Source organism: Xanthomonas campestris pv. phormiicola (assembly GCA_025666215.1).
GTDB lineage: Bacteria > Pseudomonadota > Gammaproteobacteria > Xanthomonadales > Xanthomonadaceae > Xanthomonas_A > Xanthomonas_A campestris_A.
Genome location: CP102593.1, coordinates 336,438 through 359,943, shown reverse-complemented (window position 1 = coordinate 359,943; position 23,506 = coordinate 336,438). Strand labels below are relative to the sequence as shown.

Below are 23,506 nucleotides of genomic sequence, written 5' to 3'. Positions count from 1 at the left end.
CTCCTGCCATCAAGTGACAATGACCATCTTGACGCAAGAACGACCGCTACCGGCTCCCGGTGTCCACACCCGTTCGCCTTCCGGGTAGACCTCGACGTGCATGCCTGGACGATCAAAATAGTCGTATAAAAGTCGACCATTCGGCAGACTCGGTTGCCCCGGAGGGGGCTGCGGAGGCGAATCGAAATTATGCTGACGAGTGAAACCCATCGCCTCCAGTTGGCTGGCGAATTGATCGAAGTCGAGGCGACATATATCCTGCATGTCTGGCGAAGCACCTCGAACGATCGGATTGAATCCAAAATCCAATCGCGGATAGGGCTTGCCTGTGTTGACCTCAAAGCCATGAGTCCATTCCGGACTCACTTTTTCGCCGAACCCATAACGCTCCACTCCTTTCTCCGAATATTCGACCTCCACCCCCATCACCTCGCTCAATCGCTGCGGCGTGAACTCGGCAACGCTCTTGCTGGTGCGAATCAGGGCCAGCAATCGCGTCAGCATCTGTTCGGCCGTCAACTTCGGAGACGAGGGCGCTGCGGCCTGATCGGCAGCGCCGGGCGTGGCGGACGAGGTCATGGCAGGAGTTTCCTTGGCGGGAGTCGGAACGGAAGACGTTCGCGCAGGAACGTAGGCGCAGGCGCCCACGAGGAACAGGGCGGCGAAGACGGGAGAAGCGCGATAGCGCATGCGAAACGTCCCTGATGCACGGAGCGACGGGGCCAGTATACGAATCGAGCCCTCCAAAACCATTGGCGCTGCGCCATCAGGCATCTGCGGCCAATGCACAATCCGCGCTGACCCGGACTCGACAAGACTCAGCGCCGCGCGATGGGCGCAACGCCACAAGCCGCAACTCAGCCCGCGCGCGCGCCCGCCAACAATGCCAGCAAGCGGTCGCGCGGCAGCTTGCCGGTCTCATTGCGCGGCAGGGCATCGAGCTTGCGCAGGCGGCGCGGCAGGAACACCGGGTCCAGCTCGCGGCGCAACGCGGCCAGGATCGCGGCTTCGTCCAGGCTCGGCGCGACCACCACCGCGGCGATGCGGCCGACCGTGTGGCCGGGCTCCGGCTCCAGTTGCAGCATCGCGCCGTCGACCACGCCCGGCACGGCCAGCAGGCGCCGGGTCAGGTCGGCCAGCGAGGCGCGCTTGCCGGCGATCTCCAGCAGGTCGGCCTGGCGGCCGCGCACCTGGAAACGGCCGTCGGCGTCCACGTCCATCAGGTCGGCCAGCAGCACCGGCTGCGGCAGGTGCGGCGCGTGCACCAGGGTGCCGTCCGGTTGCGGCGCCACGCGCACGCCCGGCAGCGGCGTCCACTGCGCCTCGCAGGCGGTGCGGCGGCTGGCGAACACGCAGGTTTCGGTGGAGCCGAACATCTCGCGCACCTGCCCGCCGAAACGCGCCTCGGCGGCCGCGGCTAGGTCCTGCGCCAGCGGCGCGGTGGCCGAGACGATGCCGGCCAGCGGCGGCAGGGCGATGCCGGATTCGACCAGCGCGCGCAGGTGCACCGGCGTGGTCACCAGCAGCCGCGGCGCCGGCACCTGCGCCAGCGCGCGCGCCACGTCCTCGGGGAAGAACGGCCGCCCGGCATGCACCGCCAGCGGCGTCACCAGCGGCAGCAACACCGACAGCTCCATGCCGTACATGTGCTGCGGCGGCACCGTCGCCACCACCTGCGGCACCGCGTCCGCCTCCCACAGGCCGACCAGCGCCAGCAGGTCCTGGCGCGTGCTGGTCAGGAAGTTGCCCCAGGTCTTGGGGTTGGGCTTGGGCGCGCCGGTGCTGCCGGACGTGAAGCCGATCGCGACCAGCGCATCGGCCGCAAGCTGCGGCATGGCGCCGTCCAGGCTCGGCAACGGGTCGGGCAGCTGCCAGTAGCGCGGCGGCGACTCGGCCAGCGCCAGGTCGCCCAGGCAATAGCTGTCGGCATGGCTGCGCTGCACCTCGGCGACTACTGCCGGCGCGCGCGAGGACGGCAGCAGCGAGGTCTGCCCGCGCAGCGCCACCGCGCAGAACGCGACCATGAACCGGTAGCGGTCCTCGCACAGGTTCAGCGCATGCCGCCCCGGCGGCAGCGCCGCCGCCAGGCCGCGCACATGGCCGAGGAACGTGGCCAGATCGATGTGCTGGCCGCCGGCGTAGGCCAGCGGGCGGTGCAGGTCGCCGATGGCAAGCGGATGCAGGAGCGGCGGGGAAACGGCGGACGAAGCGACAGGCATGCGTGGCGAAGACTCGGCGGGCGACTGGCCCGCAACGGGCAGCGCGAATCGGTAGCTTGGCGGCCACCGCCGTCGCTGGCAAGCCGGGCGCACTGCTCACGCGATGGCGGCACGCCGCACGCGCGCCGCGATTCCACCGAAGAACTCAGTGGTGGTAGCCGCTGTCGGCCGTGATCTTGCCGCGGAACACCCGGTACGACCATGCCGTATAGCCCAGGATCACCGGCAGCAGCACCACCAGTCCGGCCAGCACGAAACCCTGCGAGGACGGCGGCGACGCCGCGTCCCAGATGCTCAGCCCCGGCGGCACGATGTTCGGCCAGATGCCCAGCACCAGCCCGAAGAAACCGAGCACGAAGAAGCACAGGGTCAGCACGAACGGGCGCGCATCGCGGCCCTGCGCCATCGCCGCGCGCCACAGCGCGAACGCGTTGAGCAGCACCAGCAGCGGCACCGGCGACAGCCACCAGAAATGGCCGTCGTGGAACCAGCGCGCCATGATCCGCGAGTCCAGGAACGGCAGCCAGGCGCTGACCAGGCCCATGAACACCACCACCACCAGCACCAGCGGCCGGGTCAGCGAACGCGCGATGCGCCGCATCGGCCCTTCTGTCTTCAGGATCAGCCAGCTGCCGCCGAGCAGCGCATAGCCGAACACCACCGCCGCGCCGGTCAGCATCGAGAACGGGCTGAACCAGCCGAGCACGCCGCCGAGATACTTGCCGCCCTGCAGCGGCATGCCCTCGACCAGCGCGCCGAGGATCACGCCCTGCCAGAACGCCGCGCACAGGGAGCCCAGCGCGAACGCCCAGCCCCACAGGTACCTGGAGCGATGCGCCTTGAAGCGGAATTCGAACGCCACGCCGCGGAACACCAGCGCGATCAGCATCAGCAGCACCGGCAGGTACAGCGCCGACAGGATCAACGCATAGGCCTTGGGGAACGCGGCCAGCAGGCCGGCGCCGCCGAGCACCAGCCAGGTCTCGTTGCCGTCCCAGATCGGCGCGGCGGTGTTCATCATCAGGTCGAGCTGGTCCTCGTCCTCGGCGAACGGGGCGAGGATGCCCAGGCCGAGCACGAAGCCGTCCAGCAGCACGTACATCAGCACGCCGAACCCGATCACCCCGAACCAGATCACCGGCAGCACGGTGGCCATGTCCATCAGCGCGTCTCCTCGAGAGCGTCGCCGGCCGCCGAGATCGGCCGCGCCGGCGTCCTGTCGCCATCGTGCAGCTGCGGCTCGGGCTCGTGCGGCAGCGGCCCCTTGCGCAGCATCTTCAGGATGTACCAGCCGCCGAAGCCGAACACGAAGGCGTACGCGGCCACGTACACGCCCAGCGACACCCACACCATCGCCGGGCTGATCGCGCTGCCCGCGTCGCGGGTGCGCAGCAGCCCGTAGATCACGTACGGCTGGCGCCCGATCTCGGTGACGAACCAGCCCGCCAGCAAGGCCGCGAAGCCGGCCGGCAGCATCGCGTTCCAGGCCAGGTGCAGCCAGCGTTGCCGCAGCAACGTGCCGCGCCACCAGAACCACAGCGACGCGAAGGCCAGCAGGAGCATGGCCATGCCCAATCCGACCATGATCCGGAACGCGTAGAACACCGGCTTCACCGGCGGCCGCTGGTCGGCGGGCACCGAGGTCAGCGGCGCGATCTCCCCGTCCAGCGTGTGGGTCAGGATCAGGCTGCCCACGCGCGGGATCTTGACCTCGTAGTCGTTGCGTTCGGCCTGCTCGTTGGGCACCGCGAACAGCACCAGCGGCACGCCGGCGCCGGGCGCCTCGCCATGCCAATGGCCTTCCATCGCCGCCACCTTGATCGGCTGGTGCTCGAGCGTATTCAAACCATGCGCGTCGCCGGCGGCGATCTGCAGCGGCACCGCGATCGCGGCGAACGCCACCGCCAGTTTCAGCATCCGCCCGGCTACGTCCACGTGCACGCCGCGGCGCAGATACCAGCCGCTGACCCCGCCGATCACGAAGCAGGTGGTGATGAACGCGGCCAGCACCATGTGCGCCAGCCGGTACGGGAACGACGGATTGAAGATCACCTCGCGCCAGCTGGCCGGCTGGAACACGCCATCGACGATGGCGTAGCCGGCCGGCGTGTGCAGCCAGCTGTTGGCCGACAGGATCCAGAAGGTGGAGATCAGCGTGCCGACCGCGACCAGGCAGGTCGCCAGGAAATGCAGTTTCTCCGGCACCTTGCGCCAGCCGAACAGCATCACCCCGAGGAACGAGGCCTCCAGGAAGAACGCGGTCAACACCTCGTAGCTGAGCAGCGGGCCGAGGATGTTGCCGGCGCGCTCGCTGAGCACCGACCAGTTGGTGCCGAACTGGAAGCTCATCACGATGCCGCTGACCACGCCCATGCCGAACGACACGGCGAAGATCTTCAGCCAGAAGAAATACAGGTCGCGCCACAGCGTGTCGCGCGTGCGCAGCCAGCGCCATTCCAGGAACGCCAGCCAGCTCGACAGGCCGATGGTGAAGGCCGGGAACAACACGTGGAAGCTGATGACGAATCCGAACTGGATGCGCGAAAGCAGCACTGCGTCCATGGACCTTTGCTCGAGAAACCGTGAATGGCCGCCATTGTTGGCCCAGCCGGGCGAAATTGCGTGTGACGTCTTGTCGCAGGGGGCTGGGAGTGGGGAATGGGGAATCGGGAATGGCAAAGGCACTTCGTCTGCATCTGCATTGCACGCGCGGTCAACAGCCTCTCAGGAAACCGCTCTTGCCATTCCCGATTCCCGATTCCCGATTCCCAGCCCCCCTGCTACCCTCCCCGCTTGCCCGTTCGTCCGGAATCCAGATGCGTCGCGTAACCCTGTGCGTTGTGTTGCTGTCCCTGTCCCTGTCCTGCCTGGCGCCGCTGGCCGCCGCGCAGGATGCCGCCGCCCCGTTGACCATCGAGCAGGCGATGGCCGATCCGGACTGGATCGGGCCGCCGGTCGAGGCGGCATGGTGGGCCTGGGACGGGCGCCAGGTGCAGTACCAGCTCAAGCGCGCCGGCAGCCCGGTGCGCGACACCTACCGCCAGGGCACCGATGGCGCCGCCGCGCAGCGGGTGGAGGACACCCAGCGCAGTACCCTGGACGCGGCCAACCCGGTCTACGACGCGCGCCGCCAGCGCATGCTGTTCGTGCGCAACGGCGACGTGTTCCTGCGCGACCTGCGCAGCGGCGCGCTGACCCAGCTGACCCGCAGCAACGACGCCGCGGCGCGCCCGCAGTTCACCACCGACGGCGGCGCGCTGTGGCGGGTCGGCAACGACTGGTACCGCTGGAGCGCCGGCGGCGGCACGCTGCAGGCGGCGGTGCTCAAGGCCGAGCGCGATCCCGACGCCGCGCCCAAGCCCGATGCGCTGCGCGAGCAGCAGCTGCGCACCCTGGAAACCCTGGCCCGCGATCGCGCGCAGCGCGAGCTGGCGCGGCAGCAGGAAAAAGCCTGGCGCCGCGCCGACGGCAGCCGCGCGCCGGCGCCGGTGTACCTGGGCGAAGACGTGGCCATCGACGACAGCGCGCTGTCGCCGGACGGCCGCCACCTGCTGGTGGTGACCCACGCCAAGGGCGGCGACGAAGGCCGCGACGGCAAGATGCCCAAGTACGTGACCGAATCGGGCTACGAGGAATTCCAGGAAACCCGCACCCGCGTCGGCCGCAATCCGCCGCTGGCGCAGACGCTGTGGCTGGTGGACGTGAGCGCCGGCAGCGCGCGCAAGCTCGACGTCGCCGCCCTGCCCGGCATCGACGCCGATCCGCTGGCGGCGCTGCGCAAGGCGGCCAGGCAGGAGCCGCTGAAGGGCCCGCGCGCGATTCGCGTGGAGACCGACGGCGATGGCGCCGGTCCGGCGATCCACTGGAGCGACGACGGCCGCAATGCCGCGGTGATGCTGCGCGCGGTGGACAACAAGGACCGCTGGATCGCCAGCGTCGATCTGGACAAGGCCACGCTGCAGAACCGCCACCGCCTCACCGATGCGGCCTGGATCGGCTGGAGCTTCAACGACTTCGGCTGGCTGGCGGACAACCAGACGCTGTGGCTGCTGTCCGAGCAATCCGGCTATGCGCACCTGTACACCCAGCGCGGCAACGACAAGCCGCGGCAACGCACCTCGGGCAAATGGGAAGTCTCCGCGCCGGTCGCCACTGCCGACGGCCAGGGCTTCCTGTTCCTGTGCAACCGCAAGTGGCCGGGCGACTACGAGGTGTGCAAGCTCGACCTGCGCGACGACCGCGTCAGCGAACTGACCGCACTCGACGGCGTGGAAGACTTCGCGCTGTCGCCGGACGGCCAGCAGCTGCTGGTGCGCTATTCGGGCAGCTACCTGCCGCCGCAGCTGGCGGTGGTGCCGGTGGCCGGCGGCAGCGCGCGCGTCCTGACCGACACGCGCAGCGCCGCGTTCAAGGCGCGCGACTGGATCCAGCCGCAGTACGTGCAAGTGCCGTCCAGGCACGGCGCCGGCGTGGTCTGGGGCAAGTACTACGGCCCGCAGCATCCCGAGCCCGGCAAGCGCTACCCGATCGTGATGTTCGTGCACGGCGCCGGCTACCTGCAGAACGTGTCGGCGCGCTACACCCCGTATTTCCGCGAGCAGATGTTCCACAACCTGCTGGTGCAGAAGGGCTACGTGGTGCTCGACCTGGACTACCGCGCCAGCGCCGGCTACGGCCGCGACTGGCGCACCGCGATCTATCGCAACATGGGCCATCCGGAGCTGGAGGACTACCTGGACGGCCTGGACTGGCTGGTCGCCGACAAGCAGGGCGACCACGACCGCGCCGGCATCTACGGCGGTTCCTACGGCGGCTTCATGACCTACATGGCGCTGTTCCGCAGCCCCGGCACGTTCAAGGCCGGCGCCGCGCTGCGCCCGGTCGGCGACTGGACCCAGTACAACCACGAGTACACCGCCAACATCCTCAACACCCCGGAACTGGACCCGCAGGCCTACCGCGCCTCCTCGCCGATCGAATACGCCGCCGGCCTGCGCGACCACCTGCTGATCGCCCACGGCATGGTCGACGACAACGTGTTCTTCCGCGATTCGGTGAGCATGAGCCAGAAGCTGATCGAGCTGCACAAGGACAACTGGGAGATCGCCCCGTACCCGCTGGAAAAACATGGCTTCACCCGCGCCGACTCGTGGCTGGACGAATACAAGCGGGTGTTGAAGCTGTTCGAGCAGCAGTTGAAGTAGGCGCCTGCCTGCGGCAAGCAGTCGCGGCGGAAGCCTCCTACAGGGCCGCCTGCGGAACGCAGGGGCTGTTGTGGGAGCGACTTCAGTGGCGACGAGCGAAGCGCCGGCTTGCCGCTGACCGACGGGCGAAGGGACACAGCTCGCTTGCGCCGGCAGCAACCCGCCCTATCCTTGCCCGACGCTTCGCGGCACACCGGCCGCGCCACCCATCGAAGGACCGCCGATGCCGCCACCGCCCCTGCCCGCCGCACGCAACCCGATGATCGACACGATGGCGAAGATCTCGCTGGTGCTCGGCGTGGTCTGGCTGCTGTACGCGCTGGGCCAGCTGGCGGTGCTGGCGCTATTGCCCGATGGCGCGCTGCAAGGCGTGGTACTGCGCATCGGCATCACGCTGCCGGCGCTGCTGCAATGGTGCCTGGACCACATGCTCGCCCTGTCGCTGCTGTCCGTGTTGCTGGCGCTGCTGTTCAGCGCCGCTGGCTGGGGACTGTTGCGACGGCGCGAATGGGCGCGGCTGTGCTTCGTGCTCTTCCTGATCGTCACCGGCCTGGCCAACTTCGCCAGTCTGCCGGTGCTGTGGCAATTCTTCGGAGCGCTGAACCAGGTGCTGCCCGAAGCGATGCGGCACACCGCCGAAGGCGCGCAGCTGCTCGGTCAATTGCAGACCGGGCGCACGATCAGCATCGCCACCGCCACGGTGACCGCGCTGGTCTTCGCCGCGCTGCATGGCTGGATCGTCTACCAGTTGTACCGGCCGGCGATCCGCGCCGAATTCCGCAGCTGATCCCACCCGCCGGCATCGCGCCGGCTTCGAAAAGGATTTCCGATGACATCGCATGCCCACCGCCGCCGCTTCCCGGCCGGCACCCTCTTGTTCGCGCTGGCCTGGCTCGGCGTCGCCGCCTGCGCCGACGCCACGCCCGCCGCCCCGGTCTGCGGCCTGTACGTGGACGGCGCGCAGAACGCGCTGTCCCTGGACAGCGCCGACAGCGCGCGGCTGGAACCGGAGCAGGACACGCCGCGGCGCTTCCATCTGCAGCGCGAGGGCAACGCCTTGCAGCTGTTCGATCTGGCCAGCGGCCGCAGCGAGCGCTACACGCTGTCGGCGGACGCCGCGCAGGTCCGTGCGGCGGACGGCACCGTCTATCGGCGCGGCAGCAGCGCGCCGTGCGCCGCCTCCGTCCCGGCGGCGACCGCGGCGATCGCGCAATGCCGCGCGGACCTGCCGGCCTGCGCGCAGCGGCTGGCGCGAGGCGACCAGGCGCAAGCCGCAGCGCTGTGCGGGCCGCAGCTGCCGTTCGCCTGCCGTGCGCTGCTCGATCCCGCCGCGACGGCGACCGCCACCCCCGGCCGGGCCGGGGCCGCCGTGCAGCCCGAAGCCGTGTGCCAGCGCAGCGCCTCCCCGCAGATCTGCACTGCGGCGGCGGAACGGCAGTGGGACGACGGCCAGTTCCTGCAGGCGAAAGCGCTGCTGGAACAGGCCTGCGCCCTGTCCGATCCGGTGGCCTGCGGCCGCACCACGGCACTGCAAGACGTGGACGCGGCGCTGCTGCAGTCGCCGCCGGCCACACGGCTGCCATGCGGCCGTTTCATCGCCCCCATCGGCGACGCGATCAGCCTGCAGTTCGGCGCCGATGGCCGCGTGCGCGACGGCAACGGCAACGTGATGGAAGCGCGTCTGCAGGACGGCCAGGTCGCACTGCGCCAGCAGGATGGACAGCCATGGCGGCTGCGTCCGCTCGGCGCGAAGCGGCTGCTCGGCCTGGATCGCGCGCACCGCTTCGTGGTGTTCTTCGGCGACGAGGCCGACCACTGCGGGGCCACGGCGCCCTAGGGCGTGTCCTGCCTCCCCGGGCGACTCACGCCACTGCCGCGCAGGCGTGTCCACCTCGGCGCCGACACGGCAGCGCGCACGCGCAAGCGTGGTCCTGCGGGTTGGGGCTGCGACCTGCCCTGCAATGGATGACACCCCCAGGCACATGGCAGCGGACGGCCCGGAAAGGCGCCCGGGCGCCCAGCCAGCCGCGGCGCCGCGCCTCGACGCTTGAACGCAGCGCACCGCAATGCGGTCATCCGATCGCGTTAACAGCCGCCGGCGACCGGCACGCAATAATGCGCGGCACGCCGCTGCCTGTCGCCCAGCTACAGGTGGCCCCCCTCCCCCGCCTGACTGCCTACCGCCACCATGACCGAGTTCGACCGAGTACGCGATTACCTGACCGGGCTGCAGGACCGCATCTGCGCCGCCATCGAGGCCGCCGACGGCCGCGCCCGCTTCGCCGAAGACCTGTGGCAGCGTGCGGAGGGCGGCGGCGGGCGCACCCGCATCCTGCGCGACGGCGCGCTGTTCGAGCAGGCCGGGATCGGCTTCTCCGACGTGTCCGGCACGCGCCTGCCGCCCTCGGCCAGCGCCAACCGCCCGGAACTGGCCGGCGCCTCGTGGCGCGCCACCGGCGTGTCGCTGGTGTTCCACCCGCACAGCCCCTACCTGCCCACCACCCATACCAACGTGCGCTTCTTCCGCGCCGAGCGCGACGGCGAAACCGTGGCCTGGTGGTTCGGCGGCGGCTTCGACCTGACCCCGTACTACCCGTTCGACGAGGACGTGCGCCACTGGCACCGCACCGCGCAGGCGTTGTGCGCGCCGTTCGGGCAGGACCGCTATGCCGCGCACAAGCGCTGGTGCGACGAGTACTTCTTCCTCAAGCACCGCAACGAGACCCGCGGCGTGGGCGGGCTGTTCTTCGACGACCTGCACGCCGACTTCGAGCGCGACTTCGCCTACCAGCGCGCGGTCGGCGACGGCTTCCTGGACGCCTACCTGCCGATCGTCGAGCGCCGCCGCGACCTGCCGTGGGGCGAACGCGAACGCGAATTCCAGCTGTACCGGCGCGGGCGCTACGTGGAGTTCAACCTGGTCTACGACCGCGGCACCCTGTTCGGCCTGCAGAGCGGCGGCCGCAGCGAGAGCATCCTGATGAGCCTGCCGCCGCGGGTACGCTGGGAATACGGCTTCCAGCCCGAACCCGGCAGCGCCGAAGCGCGCCTGGCCGACTACCTGGTGCCGCGCGATTGGCTGGCATGAGCGCGCCGCTGCCATCGAGCGTGCTGGGGCGCGAGGACAAGGCACGCATCGCCGAGCAGTTGCAGCGCTATCTGCGCGAGGAGCTACAGCAGCAGATCGGTGGCTTCGAGGCCGAATTCCTGCTCGATTTCGTCGCCGAGCGCATCGGCGCGCAGTTCTACAACCGCGGCCTGCAGGATGCGCGCGCGCTGCTGGCCACCCAGCTGGACGCGCTGGACGACGCGCTCTACCAGTTGGAGCGACCGACCGAGCCGCGCCGCTAGCCCGCCGCAGCTCGCACTGCCGGCAGCAGCGCGGCGACCGCCCCGCGGTTGCCTCCGCGCGGCATTCGCGCTCAACTGTCCTTGTTGGTGAGGATGGTGATGTGGCCGTTGGTCTCCAGCAGCGCCAGGCGCACGTTGTCCAGGCCGGGGCAGCCCTGCTGGCGCATCGCCGCCTGGAAGTCGGCGTTGCTGACCAGTTCGCGGCGCAGCACCTGGCGGAACACGTGGCCGTCGCGCGCCAGCACCACCGGCTCGCCTTCGATCAGGCGCTCGGCGCGATCGCTGCGCGAGGTGATCAGGCCGACCGCGAAGTTCAGGGCGATCAGCGTCGCCGCCAGCAACAGGCCGCCGCCAAGCGAGGTGTCCTCGCCGAGCAGGGCGTTTTGGACCGCGTTGCCGAGCAGCACGATCAGCAGCATGTCGAACGGTGTCAATTGCCCCATCGCCCGCTTGCCCGACACCCGCACCATGCTCAGCACCGCCACATACACCACCACCGCGCGGAAAATGAATTCCCACCACGGCATCGACAAATGAAAAAGATCGGGCATCGCACGGCTCGCAGGTTGGTGGTGGCGCCGCGACGGACGCCGGCGGCGATGGCGCTGAGCTGGATTTTTTCGCAGGCAATAAAAAAGCCCCGCGGACCAGGGGGAGGTCGGCGGGGCCAGGGAACGGAGACTTGGGGAGGAGTCGCCGTTCCTGGATCTGCTCCAGGGGATGGGAGGAGATCCGCGACAGGTATTGCGCCTGTCGAGGGATATAAAAACATTTTGCACCTTGCTAGTTCGTGAAGATTTCAGTTAAAAATTCATCGAATTTAGGGCCGATTCATTCACGAAATCCAGTGCAGCGCAGGGTGTCAGAAACAACCGCTTTTTATAGGAGGGATCCGTGCGCAAGAACACGGCGGACGATCGTTTGCGCTGCGGAGTGGAGCCTGAAACCGTGCGCTGTTCGTCATTTGCCGCGCCGATGTTCCAGCAGCGACGCGATCCGGCGGCGCATGCTGGCGATGACGCCGAACGCATCGGGCACGGACGCCGCGCATCCCTCCGCCGTCCGCATCGCTCCGCAGACGCTTACGCGGCCGAATGAAGGCGTTCAGTCGCACTGCTGCATCGCGACCGCGGCGTTGGGTGCGCTCGCTGCCAGGTGACCAACCCGGGCCGGGCGCAGCGCCGGCGCCGTCTTCGCCGCAGCGGCACCGGCAAGTCCCGAGTCCCGAGTCCCGAGTCCCGAGAAAAGGCTAGTGCGCCTCGTCCCAGTTGTCGCCGACGCCGCTGTCCACCACCAGCGGCACCTTCAGCGCGGCGGCGCCGGCCATCAGCCGGGTCACTTCGGGCAGCAGCGTGTCGACGAAGTCGGCATCGGCCTCGAACACCAGTTCGTCGTGCACCTGCAGGATCATCAGCGCGCGCGCGCGGTGCGGCTCCAGCCAGGCGTCCACAGTGACCATGGCGCGCTTGATGATGTCCGCCGCGGTGCCCTGCATCGGCGCGTTGATCGCCGCGCGCTCGGCGCCGGCGCGCAGGCCCTGCTGCTTGGCGTTGATGTCGTTCAGGTACAGGCGGCGGCCGAACAGGGTCTCCACGTAGCCCTGGGTGCGCGCCTGCTCGCGCATGCGCTCCATGAAGTCGCGCACCCCGGGGTAGCGGCTGAAGTACAGCGCCACGTAGTCCTGCGCCTCGCCGCGGCCGATGCCCAGGTTGCGGGCCAGGCCGAACGCGCTCATGCCGTACATCAGGCCGAAGTTGATCGCCTTGGCGGCGCGGCGCTCGTTGTTGGTGACGTCCTCCAGCTTGCGCCCGAACACCTCGGCGGCAGTGGCGCGGTGCACGTCCACGCCGGCGCCGAAGGCGCGCAGCAGGCCCGGGTCCTCGGACAGGTGGGCCATGATCCGCAGCTCGATCTGCGAGTAGTCGCAGGCGATCAGCTTGCGCCCGGGCGGGGCGACGAAGGCGCGGCGGATGCGGCGGCCGTCGTCGGTGCGGATCGGGATGTTCTGCAGGTTCGGATCGGCCGAGGACAGGCGTCCGGTGGCGGCGCCGGCCTGGTGGTAGCTGGTGTGCACGCGGCCGGTGTCGGGATTGATCATCTCCGGCAGCTTGTCGGTATAGGTGCTGCGCAGCTTGGCCAGGCCGCGGTACTCCAGGATCACCCGCGGCAGCTCGTGCTGGTCGGCGATCGCCTCCAGCGCCTCCTCGTTGGTGCTGGGCTGGCCCTTGGGGGTCTTCAGCAGCGCCGGCAGCTTCAGCTCGTCGAACAGCACCGCCTGCAGCTGCTTGGGCGAGTCCAGGTTGAAGGTGCGCCCGGCCAGCGCGGTGGCCTTCTGCTGCGCGGCGAGCATGCGCTGGCTCAGGTCCTGGCTCTGCCTGCGCAGTTCGGCCATGTCCACACTGACGCCGTTGGCCTCGATCCGCGCCAGCACCGGCACCAGCGGCATCTCGATCTCGCGGTAGACCTTGGCCAGCGCCGGTTCGGCGTCCAGCTGCGCGGACAGCGCGCGGTGCAGGCGCAGGGTGATGTCGGCGTCCTCGGCGGCATAGCCGGTGGCGTCGTCGATGGCCACCTGCGAGAACGCGATCTGCTTGGCGCCCTTGCCGGCCACGTCCTCGTACTTGACCGTGGCGTAGCCCAGGTAGCGCCGCGCCAGCGAGTCCATGTCGTGGCGGCTGGCGGTGGAATTGAGCACGAAGCTCTCCAGCATGGTGTCGTCGGCGTAGCCGCGCACGTCCACGCCGTGCCGGCGCAGCACGTGCAGGTCGTACTTGCCGTGCTGGCCGACCTTGGCCTTGGCCGGGTCTTCCAGCAGCGGTTTCAGCGCCGCCAGCGCCAGGGTCCGGTCCAGTTGCACCGGCGCGCCGGGGTAGTCGTGGCCCAGCGGCAGGTAGTCGGCGCGGCCCGGTTCGATCGCGAAGCTGAGCCCGACCAGGTTGGCACGCATCGCGTCCAGCGCATCGGTCTCGGTATCGAAGGCGAAGCCGTCGGCCGCGCGCAGGCGCGCCAGCAGGTCCTCGAACTGCTCCGGGGTCATGATCGCGGCGTATTCGCCCTTGGCGGCCAGCGCCGGGTCCAGCGTTTCATCGATGGGCGCAGCGGCGCGGGCATAGCCGGCGGCGGTACCGCGCAGGCTGGGCGCGACCTCGGCGGCGCCGGCCGGGGCGGCCACGCCGCCGTCCAGGTCGCGCAGCGCCTGGGTGAAGCCATAGCGCTGGTACAGGCCGCGCAGCTGCTCCGGGTCCTGCTCGCGCAGGCCCAGCGTGCGCGGGCCGCCGGGCAGGGCCACGTCGGTCTTGATCGTGACCAGTTCGCGGTTCAGCGGCAGCCGCGCCAGCGCCGCGCGCAGGTTCTCGCCGATCTTGCCCTTGATCGCGTCGGCGTTGGCCATCACCCCGTCCAGCGAGCCGTATTCGGCCAGCCACTTGGCCGCGGTCTTGGGGCCGCACTTGTCCACGCCCGGCACGTTGTCGATGGCGTCGCCCATCAGCGCCAGCAGGTCGACGATCTGACTCGGCCACACGCCGAACTTCTCCATCACCGCCGCGTCGGAGTCCATGCGGCTGCCGCTCATGGTGTTGACCAGCTGCACGCCGGGGCGCACCAGCTGGGCGAAGTCCTTGTCGCCGGTGGAGATGGTCACCTCCAGGCCGTCGCCGGCGCCCTGCAGGGCCAGGGTGCCGATCACGTCGTCGGCCTCCACGCCGCCCTCGCGCAGGATGGTGATGCCCAGCGCATGCACGATCTGGCACATCGGCTCGACCTGCGCACGCAGCTCGTCGGGCATCGGCGGGCGGTTGGCCTTGTACTGCGCGTACAGGTCGTCGCGGAAGGTCTTGCCCGGCGCATCGACCACGAAGGCGACGTACTCGGGGCGCTCCTTCAGCGTGGCGCGCAGCATGTTGACCACGCCGAACAGCGCGCCGGTGGGCTCGCCGGCGGGGTTGGTCAGCGGGGGAAGCGCGTGGAACGCGCGATACAGGTAACTGGACCCGTCGATCAGGACTAATCGGCTCATCGGGCAATTCTACGCCGGGCGCGGCTTGGGACCGCCTTGGCGCCTCTTCCGCCCGGAGAGGGTTGGGGGGAGGGTGCGCGCGAAGCGAGTAGTGGAGTTTGGGTGTACGAGGCTTCGCCCGGACCCTCATCCGCCCCTGCGGGGCACCTTCCCCCGAAAAGGGGGCCATGGTCCCGGTGGGAGAAGGAACAGCCTAGCCCCTCTCCCCTCGGGAGAGGGGTTGGGGTGAGGGTCCGGCGCGAAGCGTCTGGCGGAATTGGGAGCACGCGGCTGCGCCCTTGGCGCACCGAATGCGGCCGCGCGGCGCATAATCGGCGGCGACGACTTCGGCTGTGGAGAATGCTGCGATGAAAGCCCTGATGCTGGTTCCGCTGTTGCTGCTGGCGGGCTGCGCCTCGACCGGGATCGGCCCCGACGGCCCACCGGTGGACGTCCGCGGCGCGGACGTGACCCACCGCACGATGGACAACGGCGACAGCGTGGACGAATACCGGGTCTCCGGCCAGCTGCGCGCGGTCAAGGTGACTCCGGCCAACGCTCCGGCCTACTACCTGTACGACCAGAACGGCGACGGGCACATGGACGGCAACAAGGACAACGTGTCGCCGGTGTACTGGAAGTTGTATAGCTGGTGACGCGGGGATTGGGGCTGGGGATTCGCGATCCAGTCCCGAACACCGCCTTTGGCGGGCGGCGTTGGGTGGCCCTTGGGCCATCGGCCGCGAACGCAGGCCTGGTGGACAGGCGGATGCTCCGCGCGGTCGGGGCTGAAGCCCATGCCTTTCAACGTCTTTGCTGGCCCGCTTTTGCAACCGGCTGATTTCCCGCTGATCGTGTTGCAAGAGGCAACAGCGTGTAGCGAATTGCGCTCGCGCGTCGCAGTTGTAACCAATTGATTTTTATCGGGTCCGGCCAACAACGTTGAAAGGCATGGGGCTAAAGCCCCTCCTGCAGCGCACCCAGCCAGCACGCCAGGCTCCCTGTAGGAGGGGGTTTCAACCGCGACGAACGAAGACGCGATCCTGATGGCCTCCGCCGTCGGCGCGCCCCGTCGTGCGGCGATGCGCTGGCGCCGGCCGCTTCCCCTTCCCGAAGAACCCTTGCCCTCAGCGAATCACCAGCACCGGCACCTGGCTGCGCGCCAGCACCTCGGCGGTCTGGCTGCCGAGCAGCACCCGGCTCATGCCACGGCGGCCGTGCGAGGTCATCACGATCAGATCGCAGCGGTGCGCCGTGGCGATGTCGATGATGCCCTCGGCCGCATAGCGGTCGAGCACGTGGCAGCCATGCGCGATCACGCCGGTGGCCTCGGCGGCGGCGAGCGCCGGCGCCAGGATCTTCTGCGCCCCCTCCTCCCGATCCTGCCGGTATTCGGGCGTGGCCTCGTAGCCCACGCTCCACCCCATCGCGTCGTACATGCCCATCGCCCAGGGCTCGGACACGGTGACCACATCCACGTCCGCACCGAGCCGGGCGGCCAGCGCCAGGCCCTGCTGCAGCCCCTTGGCGGACAACTCGGACCCATCGATCGCGATCAGAATGCGCTGGTACATATGCGTGCTCCGGTAACGCCGCTCGCAGCGGCATGGGCAGCATTGGACACCCGGCGTGGACGCCGCGCCTTGACCCGGATCAATTGCCCGACGGTGGCGGCGCCAGCGCGCGCGGGATTGCCGGCCACGCGCGCACCGGCAGGCACCTCGCGGGTGACCACGCTGCCGGCGCCGATCACCGCATCGTCGCCGATCGTCACCCCGGGCAGCACGATCGCCCCGCCGCCGATCCACACATGGCGGCCGATCGTCAGCGGCCGCCGAATTCCAGCCCGGCCGCACGCTGCGCCGCATCGCGCGGATGGTCGGCCGCATACAGCTGCACCGCCGGCCCGATCTGCGTGCCGTCGCCGATGCCGACCTTGCACACGTCCAGGATCACGCAGTTGCGGTTGAGGAACACGTCCTCGCCCAGATGGATGTTGTCGCCGTAGTCGCAATGCAACGGCGGCCGCACCACCGCCCCGCGCCCGACCGCACCCAACTGCTCGGCCAGCAACGCACGCCACGTCGCCGGGGGGTCGGCCAGCGCCGCGTCGTAGCGCACCATCCATGCCTTGGCCACGGCCTGCTCGGCCTGCAACTGGGCATCGCCAGGGCGATACGGCTCGCCGGCCAGCATCTTGTCTTTCTCGCTACGCATTCTGCCCTCCCAGGCGGTGTGGAAGGCGCATGATCGCATCGACCGCGGCACCTGCGTTGTGATGTCCTCGCCGCATGGGCAATACGTTCTGCACTGCCGCAGACCGGCGACCTGATCGTCATTGGGTGATCGCGTGAAACTTCGCCTTTTCTGCCTGGCCACTCTCCTCGCGATGTCGTTCAGCACGCCGACCCATGCCACGTCGACGCTTGCGTTCGAAGGCGGCGGCTACAGCATGACGTTCGAGATCGGCCACACCGATCGTCCGTTGATCGCCAGTATCCATTTCTACGAACCGGGCGACACCAAGGGCGTCGTATTGCGCCAAAGCTTCCAGGTAAAGACCTTCGACACCAAGCGCAAAGAGCTGCTGCTCATCTACAGCGGCCGCGACCAGTGCGTGCCTCCCTTCACGCTGGTGGTGCATGCCAATACGTCGACACTGTCGATCGGAAGCAAGCGCATCGAATCCACCTTCAGCTAGGAAATGGAGCGTGGCGAAGCGACCGCGCTAGGCACCGGCCACGATCGCGCGCCGCCGCCACGGGCCGATCCATCTGCCGCACTGGGCCGTCCCCTGGGGTGCTAATGTCGCGCGCTTGACTCAACCCGATCCAGATCCCGGAGCCCCGCCATGCCCGCCGCTATCCTTTCCCTCCCCCGCCGCGCGCGCCTGGCGCTGGCCCTGGGCCTTTCCCTGGCGCTGGCCGGCGCGGCAGGTGCGCAGACCGTGCGCACGCCCGATGTGCCGCCACCGCAGGACACGCCGTATCCGGGCAGCATCGCGCTGCAGGTGGATGCCGGCGACGTGCGCCAGGGCATCTACCGGGTGCGCGAGTCCATTCCCGTCGCGCCCGGGCGGCTGACGCTGCAGTATCCGCAGTGGATCCCCGGCGACCATTCGCCGAGCGGGCCGGTGGCGATGCTGGCCGGGCTGACGCTCACCGCCAACGGCGCGCCGCTGGCGTGGCGCCGCGACACCTTCGATGTCTATACCTTTCACGTGGACGTGCCGCCGGGTGTGTCCGCGATCGAGGCCCGCTTCCAGTACCTGTCGCCGCGCGACGATGGCTTCGAGATGACCGACAAGATGCTGCAGCTGGAGTGGAACAAGCTGGCGCTGTATCCGGCCGGGCACTACTCGCATGGCATCACCGTTGTCCCCAGCGTGACCCTGCCGACCGGGTGGCAGTTCGGCACGGCGCTGCAGACCGCCACGCAGTCCGGCGCCAGCACCACCTTCAAGCCGGTCGATTTCGAGACGCTGGTCGATTCGCCGATCTACGCCGGACGCCATTTCAAGCGCGTGGATCTCACCCCGCCGGGCAGCGCGCCGGTGCACCTGGATGTCGTTGCCGATACGCCGACGTTCCTGGAGATCACGCCCGCGCAGCTGCAGGCGCATCGCAACCTCGCGGTGCAGGCACTGAAGCTGTTCGGCTCGCACCACTACGACCACTACGATTTCCTGTTCTCGCTGTCCGATGTGCTGGGCGGCAACGGCCTGGAACACCACCAGTCCAGCGAGAACGGGCTGGAGGCGGACTACTTCAGCGCCTGGGCCGACAACGCACCCGACCGCGATCTGCTGGCGCACGAGTACACGCACTCCTGGAACGGCAAGTTCCGCCGTCCGGCCGATCTGTGGACGCCCACCTTCAACGTGCCGATGGGCGATTCGCTGCTGTGGGTCTACGAAGGGCAGACCCAGTACTGGGGCTATGTGCTCACCGCGCGCGCCGGGATGTGGACGCCGGAACAGTTCCGCGATGCGCTGGCGATGACCGCGGCCAACTACGACCGCAACCGCGAGGGTTTCCAGTGGCGCTCGCTGGAGGACACCACCAACGACCCCACCGCCGCGCATCGCGCGCCGCTGCCCTACCGCAGCTGGCAGATGAGCGAGGACTACTACAGCGGCGGGCAGATGCTGTGGCTGGCGGTGGATGCCAAGCTGCGTGCGCTCAGCCACGGCCGCAAGTCGCTGGACGATTTCGCCAAGGCCTTCTTCGGCGTGGACGATGGCAGCCACACGGTCAAAACCTACACCTTCGACGACGTGGTCGCCGCACTCGATGGCGTGGCCGCGTTCGACTGGGCCGGCTACCTCGCACCCCGCGTGGATGCGGTGAACCCGCCGCTGCTGGAAGGGCTGCAGGCCAGCGGCTGGAAGCTGGTCTATAGCGACCAGCCGAGCGCGTTCGAGAAGCAGTACGACAGCCGCCACCAGTCGGCGCGCCACCGCTACAACTTCGCCTGGTCGCTGGGCCTGGTGATGAACGACGATGCCAGCATCAACGACGTGGTGTGGGACGGGCCCGCGTTCAAGGCAGGGGTCAGCAGCGGCGCCACGCTGCTGGCGGTCAATGGCCAGGACTACACGCGCGAGACGCTCAAGCAGGCCATCGCCGACGCCAAGGGCGGCACCGCGCCGATCGTGCTGACGCTGAAGTTCCAGGGCGGCGTGCGCAGCGTGGACGTGAACTACCACGATGGCCTGCAGTATCCGCATCTGGTGCGGGTGGACGGCACGCCGGACAGCTTGAGCCAGATCATCGCGGCACGCCGCTGAAGCATCGGTAGCCGGAACACGACGGCAGCCATGGTCGATGCACGGACACGCAGTGGCATGTCCGTGCATCCATGGCCTGACGCAAGGTCAGGCTCGGCACCGCGCACGTGCTGGCGTTCTGCTATGTGCGCGGCGGTGCTTGCGATTATTCCGGCTATCGGTTGCGCGTGAGCCAGGTGGCCAATCTCGGCGCGCGCATGTTGCTGGGCATCAAGTTGTACGAGTTCACCACGTCCTTCCGCGCGTTCAAGGTGCAGATGCTCAAGCGCCTGGCCTTTGCCGATCTGACGGTGGAGGGCTATTCGTTCTTCCTGACCACCGTGGTCGAGCTGGCACGGCGCGGGGCGCGCATGACCGAAGTGCCGATCCATTTCCGCGAGCGCGGTTACGGCAGCTCGAAGATTCCGCCGTTCGAGATCTTCCGCGGCATGCACAACCTGGTGCGCCTGGCACTGATCAAGACAATGCGGCCCACCCCGGCCGACCGCGCAGAAGCGCCGTTGCTTGGCTGTGTCATCTGCAGCTGCCAGTATGCGTTCGTGCCCCCCCCATGGACCGGCAGCAGGGGCACGGCAGGATGTACGTGCAGTGCCGAGCGCATCGGCAGCCGATGCCGCGATCGCTCGGCATCTGAGCTGGCGCAGGGCAGGACCTGGTGGCCACGCGGCTGAACGGTCGCGTGCACTGCGCGCGCATGTCGGCGCATCGCATGCGGCGACACACAGTGCGGCCGGGCAGCGTTGACCATACGCGTGTAACGCACTCCTTCCCTGCCGCCGATTCCGCCGACACATGAACTCAACGACGTCTCGCCACCTCGCGCTGCTTTCGCTCGGCGTCGCCTGCCTGATCGTCACTGCCATTGCGATCGCCCTGAACGGCGACTACAACTCTGACGCGCTCTACCCATATTCGCAGGCGATGGATCTGCTGCAGTTCGGCACGCTGGATGGCTGGAGGTTCTCGGCCGCCCCGTTCGTCGTGCCGGACGTGCTGCTGGCGCTGCCCATCGCCGCGGCGACCGGCGATCCGCAGGCGTTCTACCTGGCGGCCGCGCCGATCCAGCTGCTGCCGTTCCTGCTCCTGATCGCCCTGTACTTGCGCAGGACCGCGCAGGTGCGTTTCGGCGACGGGTTCGTTGCCGGTGTCGCCGCCACGGCGGCGTTGGCGCTGGCCGGCATCGCGCTGCTGCCGCCGGAGTTCTTCTGCACGGTCGATGCGAGCTTCGTCCTGGTGCATCACGGTACCGCCGCGCTCGGCGCGATCGCGCTGTACCTGTATGCGCACGATGACTGCTTCGCCCTGTTGCGCCGGCACTGGGCGCTGAGCTTTGCGGCCTTGGTGTTGCTGACGCTGTCGGACTTCTATTTCTCGCTGTATTTCGGCGCACTCCTGCTGGTCAGCGCGCGTCCGCGGCAGTGGCGGCCATGGCTGGGCATCGCCGTGCCGTTCGGGCTGATATCGATCCTGATGTTCGTGATTTCCTATCTGGTCAATGGATCGTTGCGCGAACAGGTCAGGGGTTCACTGCCGAGCGGCGCCGAAACGTATCACGCGATGCGCCACGCCTGGTCACTGCTGCTGGTGCCGGCGATTCCACTGGCCTGGCTGGCTCACCGGCGCAAATTGCCGGCGACGCTGGCTTGCCTCTATGCCGCGCTGCTGGTGACCTTGCTGCTGGTCGGCGGCGCCGGGCTGATCAAGGACGTCGGCGGCTTCCGCTATGTGGTCATCGCCTACGCGGTCTCGATCCTGGCCTATACCTATGCGCTGCTGCAGATGTCGGGCACGACGCGAGTGCTGGTCATGCTGCTCGCCAGCGTGGGGCTGGTCGGGTATTGCGGCATACGGCTGCAAGCGCCGCTGCTGGACGACTATCGGCAGGAAACCGCATGCCTCAACGCGGTGGCGCCTCCCGGCTCGACCATCATGGCCGAATACTGGCCGGCAAAGATGGTCTTCGAATCGTCGCACCGCCGCTACAACCTCTGGCAGGTCAACGAATCGCTGCACAAGCGCCGCTGGATCAGCAACCGGCGCTGGCGCGACATCCATCCGGACAATGGCATCACCGTAGTGATGACCCATCACCTCGCAGCGCAGACGCTGCAGCAGTTACAGGCGTTGCCGTCGGCACGGACGGTATGCGGCGGCCGGGCAGTGGTGGTGCCGCGGTCCGCGCCGTCGCTGCTGCAACGATGACGATGCCCTTCTCGACACCGCAGCCCCCAACGCGCCGGCCAGCCGAGGCGACTGGCGCGGCCTGCCGGCGGCGACGCATCGGCGATCGATCCGATCGCCGGTCGTGGGCCTGGCGATGAGGGAAAATGCACTGGCCGTCGGTCGTTGCCGGCAGCGCGCGTCCAGGCACTGAGCGGGACCATGACGCATTGTCTGGCAGACAGTAAATGTGTCAAGATTCACACATTAAATTAGATGCAAATCAATATTTAAGCCGAAATGCAGGCCTTGCCAGCCGCCATTGCACCGCACCCAAGGCGCTGCGGTGGGTTGCGATTCCCGGCCTGGGTTTCACAGGAGACCTCATGTTCGATCGGTTCAAGACGCAGAAACTCCGCTCGGCTCCCGCGACAGTCGCGCAAGGCGGGAACGCGCAGACCGCAGCGATCATGCAAGCTGCGCTTTCGGCGCATTCCTCGGATCGGCATGCGCCGCCGGAAGCCGCGCTCCGGTCCGTGCCGCGGCAGCCCGCATCGGCGCCTGCACGATGCATGCGCCCGGTCGCGCGCGCCATCGTGCTGATGCTGGCGCTGCTCGCGCTGAGCGGCTGCCAGCCGCGCCAGACCGGGATGTTCTCGACCCTGGAGCTGGACAAGAACGGCCTGCTGTACGGCTACGAGATCTTCATCGTCAAGGCCGACCGCGGCGCAGGTGGAGGTGCAGGACAGGACTATTACGCGGTCGTGCAGTGCGCCGACGGCAAGGCCGGCCCGCCGTCGATCGGCCTGGTGACGATGACCGCCGACCAGCTGCGCATCGCGTTGCCGTCGCACGCACCTCCGGGCTGCCCGTCCTCCACCTTCATCGGCACGGTCGGCTTCAAGCAACTGACCGGGCATTTCGTCGGCGGCGAGCAACTGGCGCTGGCGCGCAAGTACAGCTTCTGGGAATGAGCGCGTTTCCTCGGGCACGCACGGCTGGCGGTTGATACCGGCTCGCGGTACGGCTTGACCCGGCGACCAGGACGCGAAACCATCCCGCTCACTCCCCGTTTCTGGAACGTCGCATGAAGCGTGTCACGGGAATCGGCGGCATCGTCTTCCAGGCCCGCGACGCTGCGGCGCTGCAGGCCTGGTACCGGCGCCATCTGGGCATCGACGTGCAGGAATGGGGCGGCACTGCGTTCGCCTGGACCGACGGCACAGGCGCGCCGGTCGCCGGCACCACCATCTGGTCGATCGGCTCGGCACAAGACGACGCGTTCGCGCCAAGCACGGCGCCTTTCATGATCAATTACCGCGTGGACGATCTGCATGCGCTGGTCAGGGTATTGCGCGAAGAAGGCTGCAACGTGCTCGATCGCGTGGACGATTCCGAATACGGGAAATTCGCCTGGGTGATCGACCCGGAAGGCAACAAGGTGGAGCTCTGGCAGCCGCCGGCGGGGCAGTGAGCGCACGTCCCTGCGCCCTGTCGCGCCGCTCACCTGGGCTTGCGGCGAGTTATTCCGGATAGGCTGAGGGCAGCGGGGCTTCCTTCGTCGCAACGCAAGCCGCTCCCGCAAAGGACTTGCGCCGCGGTGGCTGACCGGGCGCGCCGCGGAGGGACGTCCGCCGTGGCGGCTTCCGGCGCCGGAAGCGTCGTGGCTTCGTTGGTCGCGGCTGAAGCCTCCTACAGAGGCTTGGCGGGCTGGCCGGGTGCCTTGCAGGACGGGCTTGCGCCCCGCTATTTCCGACCTAGGGTGGACTCAACACCGCGCACGCCC

The 23,506-nt window shown here is 68.8% G+C and carries 20 protein-coding genes and 1 pseudogene; 13 read left to right on the top strand and 8 right to left on the bottom strand.

Going from position 1 to position 23,506, the window contains the following annotated elements:
• Positions 1 to 9: 9 nt before the first annotated feature.
• From NRY95_01415 to NRY95_01400, 4 genes are all read right to left on the bottom strand, one after another.
• Positions 10 to 579 carry a hypothetical protein gene (locus NRY95_01415; GenBank protein ID UYC16671.1) on the bottom strand — a complete coding sequence of 190 codons (570 nt, stop codon included), beginning with the start codon at positions 577 to 579 and terminating at the stop codon, positions 10 to 12.
• Positions 580 to 857: 278 nt separating this feature from the next.
• Positions 858 to 2,219, bottom strand: coding sequence for an AMP-binding protein (locus NRY95_01410; GenBank protein UYC16670.1), 1,362 nt, complete (start codon positions 2,217 to 2,219; stop codon positions 858 to 860).
• A 145-nt stretch (positions 2,220 to 2,364) separates the two neighbouring features.
• The gene (gene cydB / locus NRY95_01405) at positions 2,365 to 3,381 is read right to left on the bottom strand and encodes a cytochrome d ubiquinol oxidase subunit II (protein ID UYC16669.1); all 1,017 of its coding nucleotides are present in this window, start codon (positions 3,379 to 3,381) and stop codon (positions 2,365 to 2,367) included.
• Positions 3,381 to 4,781, bottom strand: a complete 1,401-nt coding sequence (locus NRY95_01400; GenBank protein UYC16668.1) for a cytochrome ubiquinol oxidase subunit I — start codon at positions 4,779 to 4,781, stop codon at positions 3,381 to 3,383. The genes cydB and NRY95_01400 overlap by 1 nt, the downstream gene beginning before the upstream one ends.
• A gap of 254 nt (positions 4,782 to 5,035) precedes the next feature.
• Here NRY95_01400 and NRY95_01395 point away from each other — a divergent pair, with 254 nt between their 5' ends.
• The 5 genes from NRY95_01395 to NRY95_01375 all read left to right on the top strand — a co-directional run bounded on the left by NRY95_01395 (position 5,036) and on the right by NRY95_01375 (position 10,774).
• Positions 5,036 to 7,423 carry a prolyl oligopeptidase family serine peptidase gene (locus tag NRY95_01395; GenBank protein UYC16667.1) on the top strand — a complete coding sequence of 796 codons (2,388 nt, stop codon included), beginning with the start codon at positions 5,036 to 5,038 and terminating at the stop codon, positions 7,421 to 7,423.
• Positions 7,424 to 7,646: 223 nt separating this feature from the next.
• The gene (locus tag NRY95_01390) at positions 7,647 to 8,210 is read left to right on the top strand and encodes a hypothetical protein (GenBank protein ID UYC16666.1); all 564 of its coding nucleotides are present in this window, start codon (positions 7,647 to 7,649) and stop codon (positions 8,208 to 8,210) included.
• A 42-nt stretch (positions 8,211 to 8,252) separates the two neighbouring features.
• The gene (locus NRY95_01385; protein UYC16665.1) at positions 8,253 to 9,260 is read left to right on the top strand and encodes a hypothetical protein; all 1,008 of its coding nucleotides are present in this window, start codon (positions 8,253 to 8,255) and stop codon (positions 9,258 to 9,260) included.
• A gap of 351 nt (positions 9,261 to 9,611) precedes the next feature.
• Complete coding sequence (gene hemF, locus NRY95_01380; GenBank protein ID UYC16664.1) at positions 9,612 to 10,511, top strand: oxygen-dependent coproporphyrinogen oxidase; 900 nt, start codon at positions 9,612 to 9,614, stop codon at positions 10,509 to 10,511.
• The gene (locus NRY95_01375; protein ID UYC16663.1) at positions 10,508 to 10,774 is read left to right on the top strand and encodes a DUF2164 domain-containing protein; all 267 of its coding nucleotides are present in this window, start codon (positions 10,508 to 10,510) and stop codon (positions 10,772 to 10,774) included. The genes hemF and NRY95_01375 overlap by 4 nt, the downstream gene beginning before the upstream one ends.
• A 71-nt stretch (positions 10,775 to 10,845) precedes the next feature.
• Here the strand turns inward: NRY95_01375 and NRY95_01370 are convergent, their stop codons facing one another.
• On the bottom strand, positions 10,846 to 11,325 hold the full coding sequence (locus tag NRY95_01370) for a DUF421 domain-containing protein (GenBank protein UYC16662.1): 480 nt from the start codon (positions 11,323 to 11,325) through the stop codon (positions 10,846 to 10,848).
• Between the two features lie 343 nt (positions 11,326 to 11,668).
• Between NRY95_01370 and NRY95_01365 the strand changes: the two genes are divergently transcribed.
• A complete protein-coding gene (locus tag NRY95_01365) occupies positions 11,669 to 11,872 on the top strand; it encodes a hypothetical protein (protein ID UYC16661.1) in 204 nt (67 codons plus the stop codon).
• Positions 11,873 to 12,023: 151 nt separating this feature from the next.
• Here NRY95_01365 and polA read toward each other — a convergent pair whose 3' ends face one another.
• On the bottom strand, positions 12,024 to 14,792 hold the full coding sequence (gene polA, locus NRY95_01360) for a DNA polymerase I (protein UYC16660.1): 2,769 nt from the start codon (positions 14,790 to 14,792) through the stop codon (positions 12,024 to 12,026).
• 347 nt (positions 14,793 to 15,139) lie between these two features.
• On the opposite strand from polA, the gene NRY95_01355 reads away from it, so the two are divergent.
• The gene (locus tag NRY95_01355) at positions 15,140 to 15,427 is read left to right on the top strand and encodes a DUF2782 domain-containing protein (protein UYC16659.1); all 288 of its coding nucleotides are present in this window, start codon (positions 15,140 to 15,142) and stop codon (positions 15,425 to 15,427) included.
• A gap of 471 nt (positions 15,428 to 15,898) precedes the next feature.
• On the opposite strand, the gene NRY95_01350 is transcribed toward NRY95_01355, so the two are convergent.
• Complete coding sequence (locus NRY95_01350) at positions 15,899 to 16,345, bottom strand: universal stress protein (GenBank protein UYC16658.1); 447 nt, start codon at positions 16,343 to 16,345, stop codon at positions 15,899 to 15,901.
• Positions 16,327 to 16,988 (bottom strand): annotated as a pseudogene (locus NRY95_01345) (sugar O-acetyltransferase). The gene NRY95_01350 and the pseudogene NRY95_01345 overlap by 19 nt, the downstream one beginning before the upstream one ends.
• A gap of 268 nt (positions 16,989 to 17,256) precedes the next feature.
• On the opposite strand from NRY95_01345, the gene NRY95_01340 reads away from it, so the two are divergent.
• The 6 genes from NRY95_01340 to NRY95_01315 all read left to right on the top strand — a co-directional run bounded on the left by NRY95_01340 (position 17,257) and on the right by NRY95_01315 (position 23,194).
• Positions 17,257 to 17,472 (top strand): hypothetical protein, encoded by a 216-nt coding sequence (locus NRY95_01340; GenBank protein UYC18461.1) that lies wholly within the window; start codon positions 17,257 to 17,259, stop codon positions 17,470 to 17,472.
• Between the two features lie 150 nt (positions 17,473 to 17,622).
• Positions 17,623 to 19,560 (top strand): peptidase M61, encoded by a 1,938-nt coding sequence (locus NRY95_01335; GenBank protein UYC16657.1) that lies wholly within the window; start codon positions 17,623 to 17,625, stop codon positions 19,558 to 19,560.
• A gap of 167 nt (positions 19,561 to 19,727) precedes the next feature.
• A complete protein-coding gene (locus NRY95_01330) occupies positions 19,728 to 20,231 on the top strand; it encodes a hypothetical protein (GenBank protein UYC16656.1) in 504 nt (167 codons plus the stop codon).
• 121 nt (positions 20,232 to 20,352) lie between these two features.
• Positions 20,353 to 21,762: a hypothetical protein gene (locus tag NRY95_01325; protein UYC16655.1), complete on the top strand. Its 1,410-nt coding sequence runs from the start codon at positions 20,353 to 20,355 to the stop codon at positions 21,760 to 21,762.
• 530 nt (positions 21,763 to 22,292) lie between these two features.
• Complete coding sequence (locus NRY95_01320; GenBank protein UYC16654.1) at positions 22,293 to 22,694, top strand: hypothetical protein; 402 nt, start codon at positions 22,293 to 22,295, stop codon at positions 22,692 to 22,694.
• 113 nt (positions 22,695 to 22,807) lie between these two features.
• Entirely contained in the window at positions 22,808 to 23,194 is a 387-nt protein-coding gene (locus tag NRY95_01315) for a VOC family protein (GenBank protein UYC16653.1), read from the top strand.
• Positions 23,195 to 23,506 lie beyond the last annotated feature (312 nt).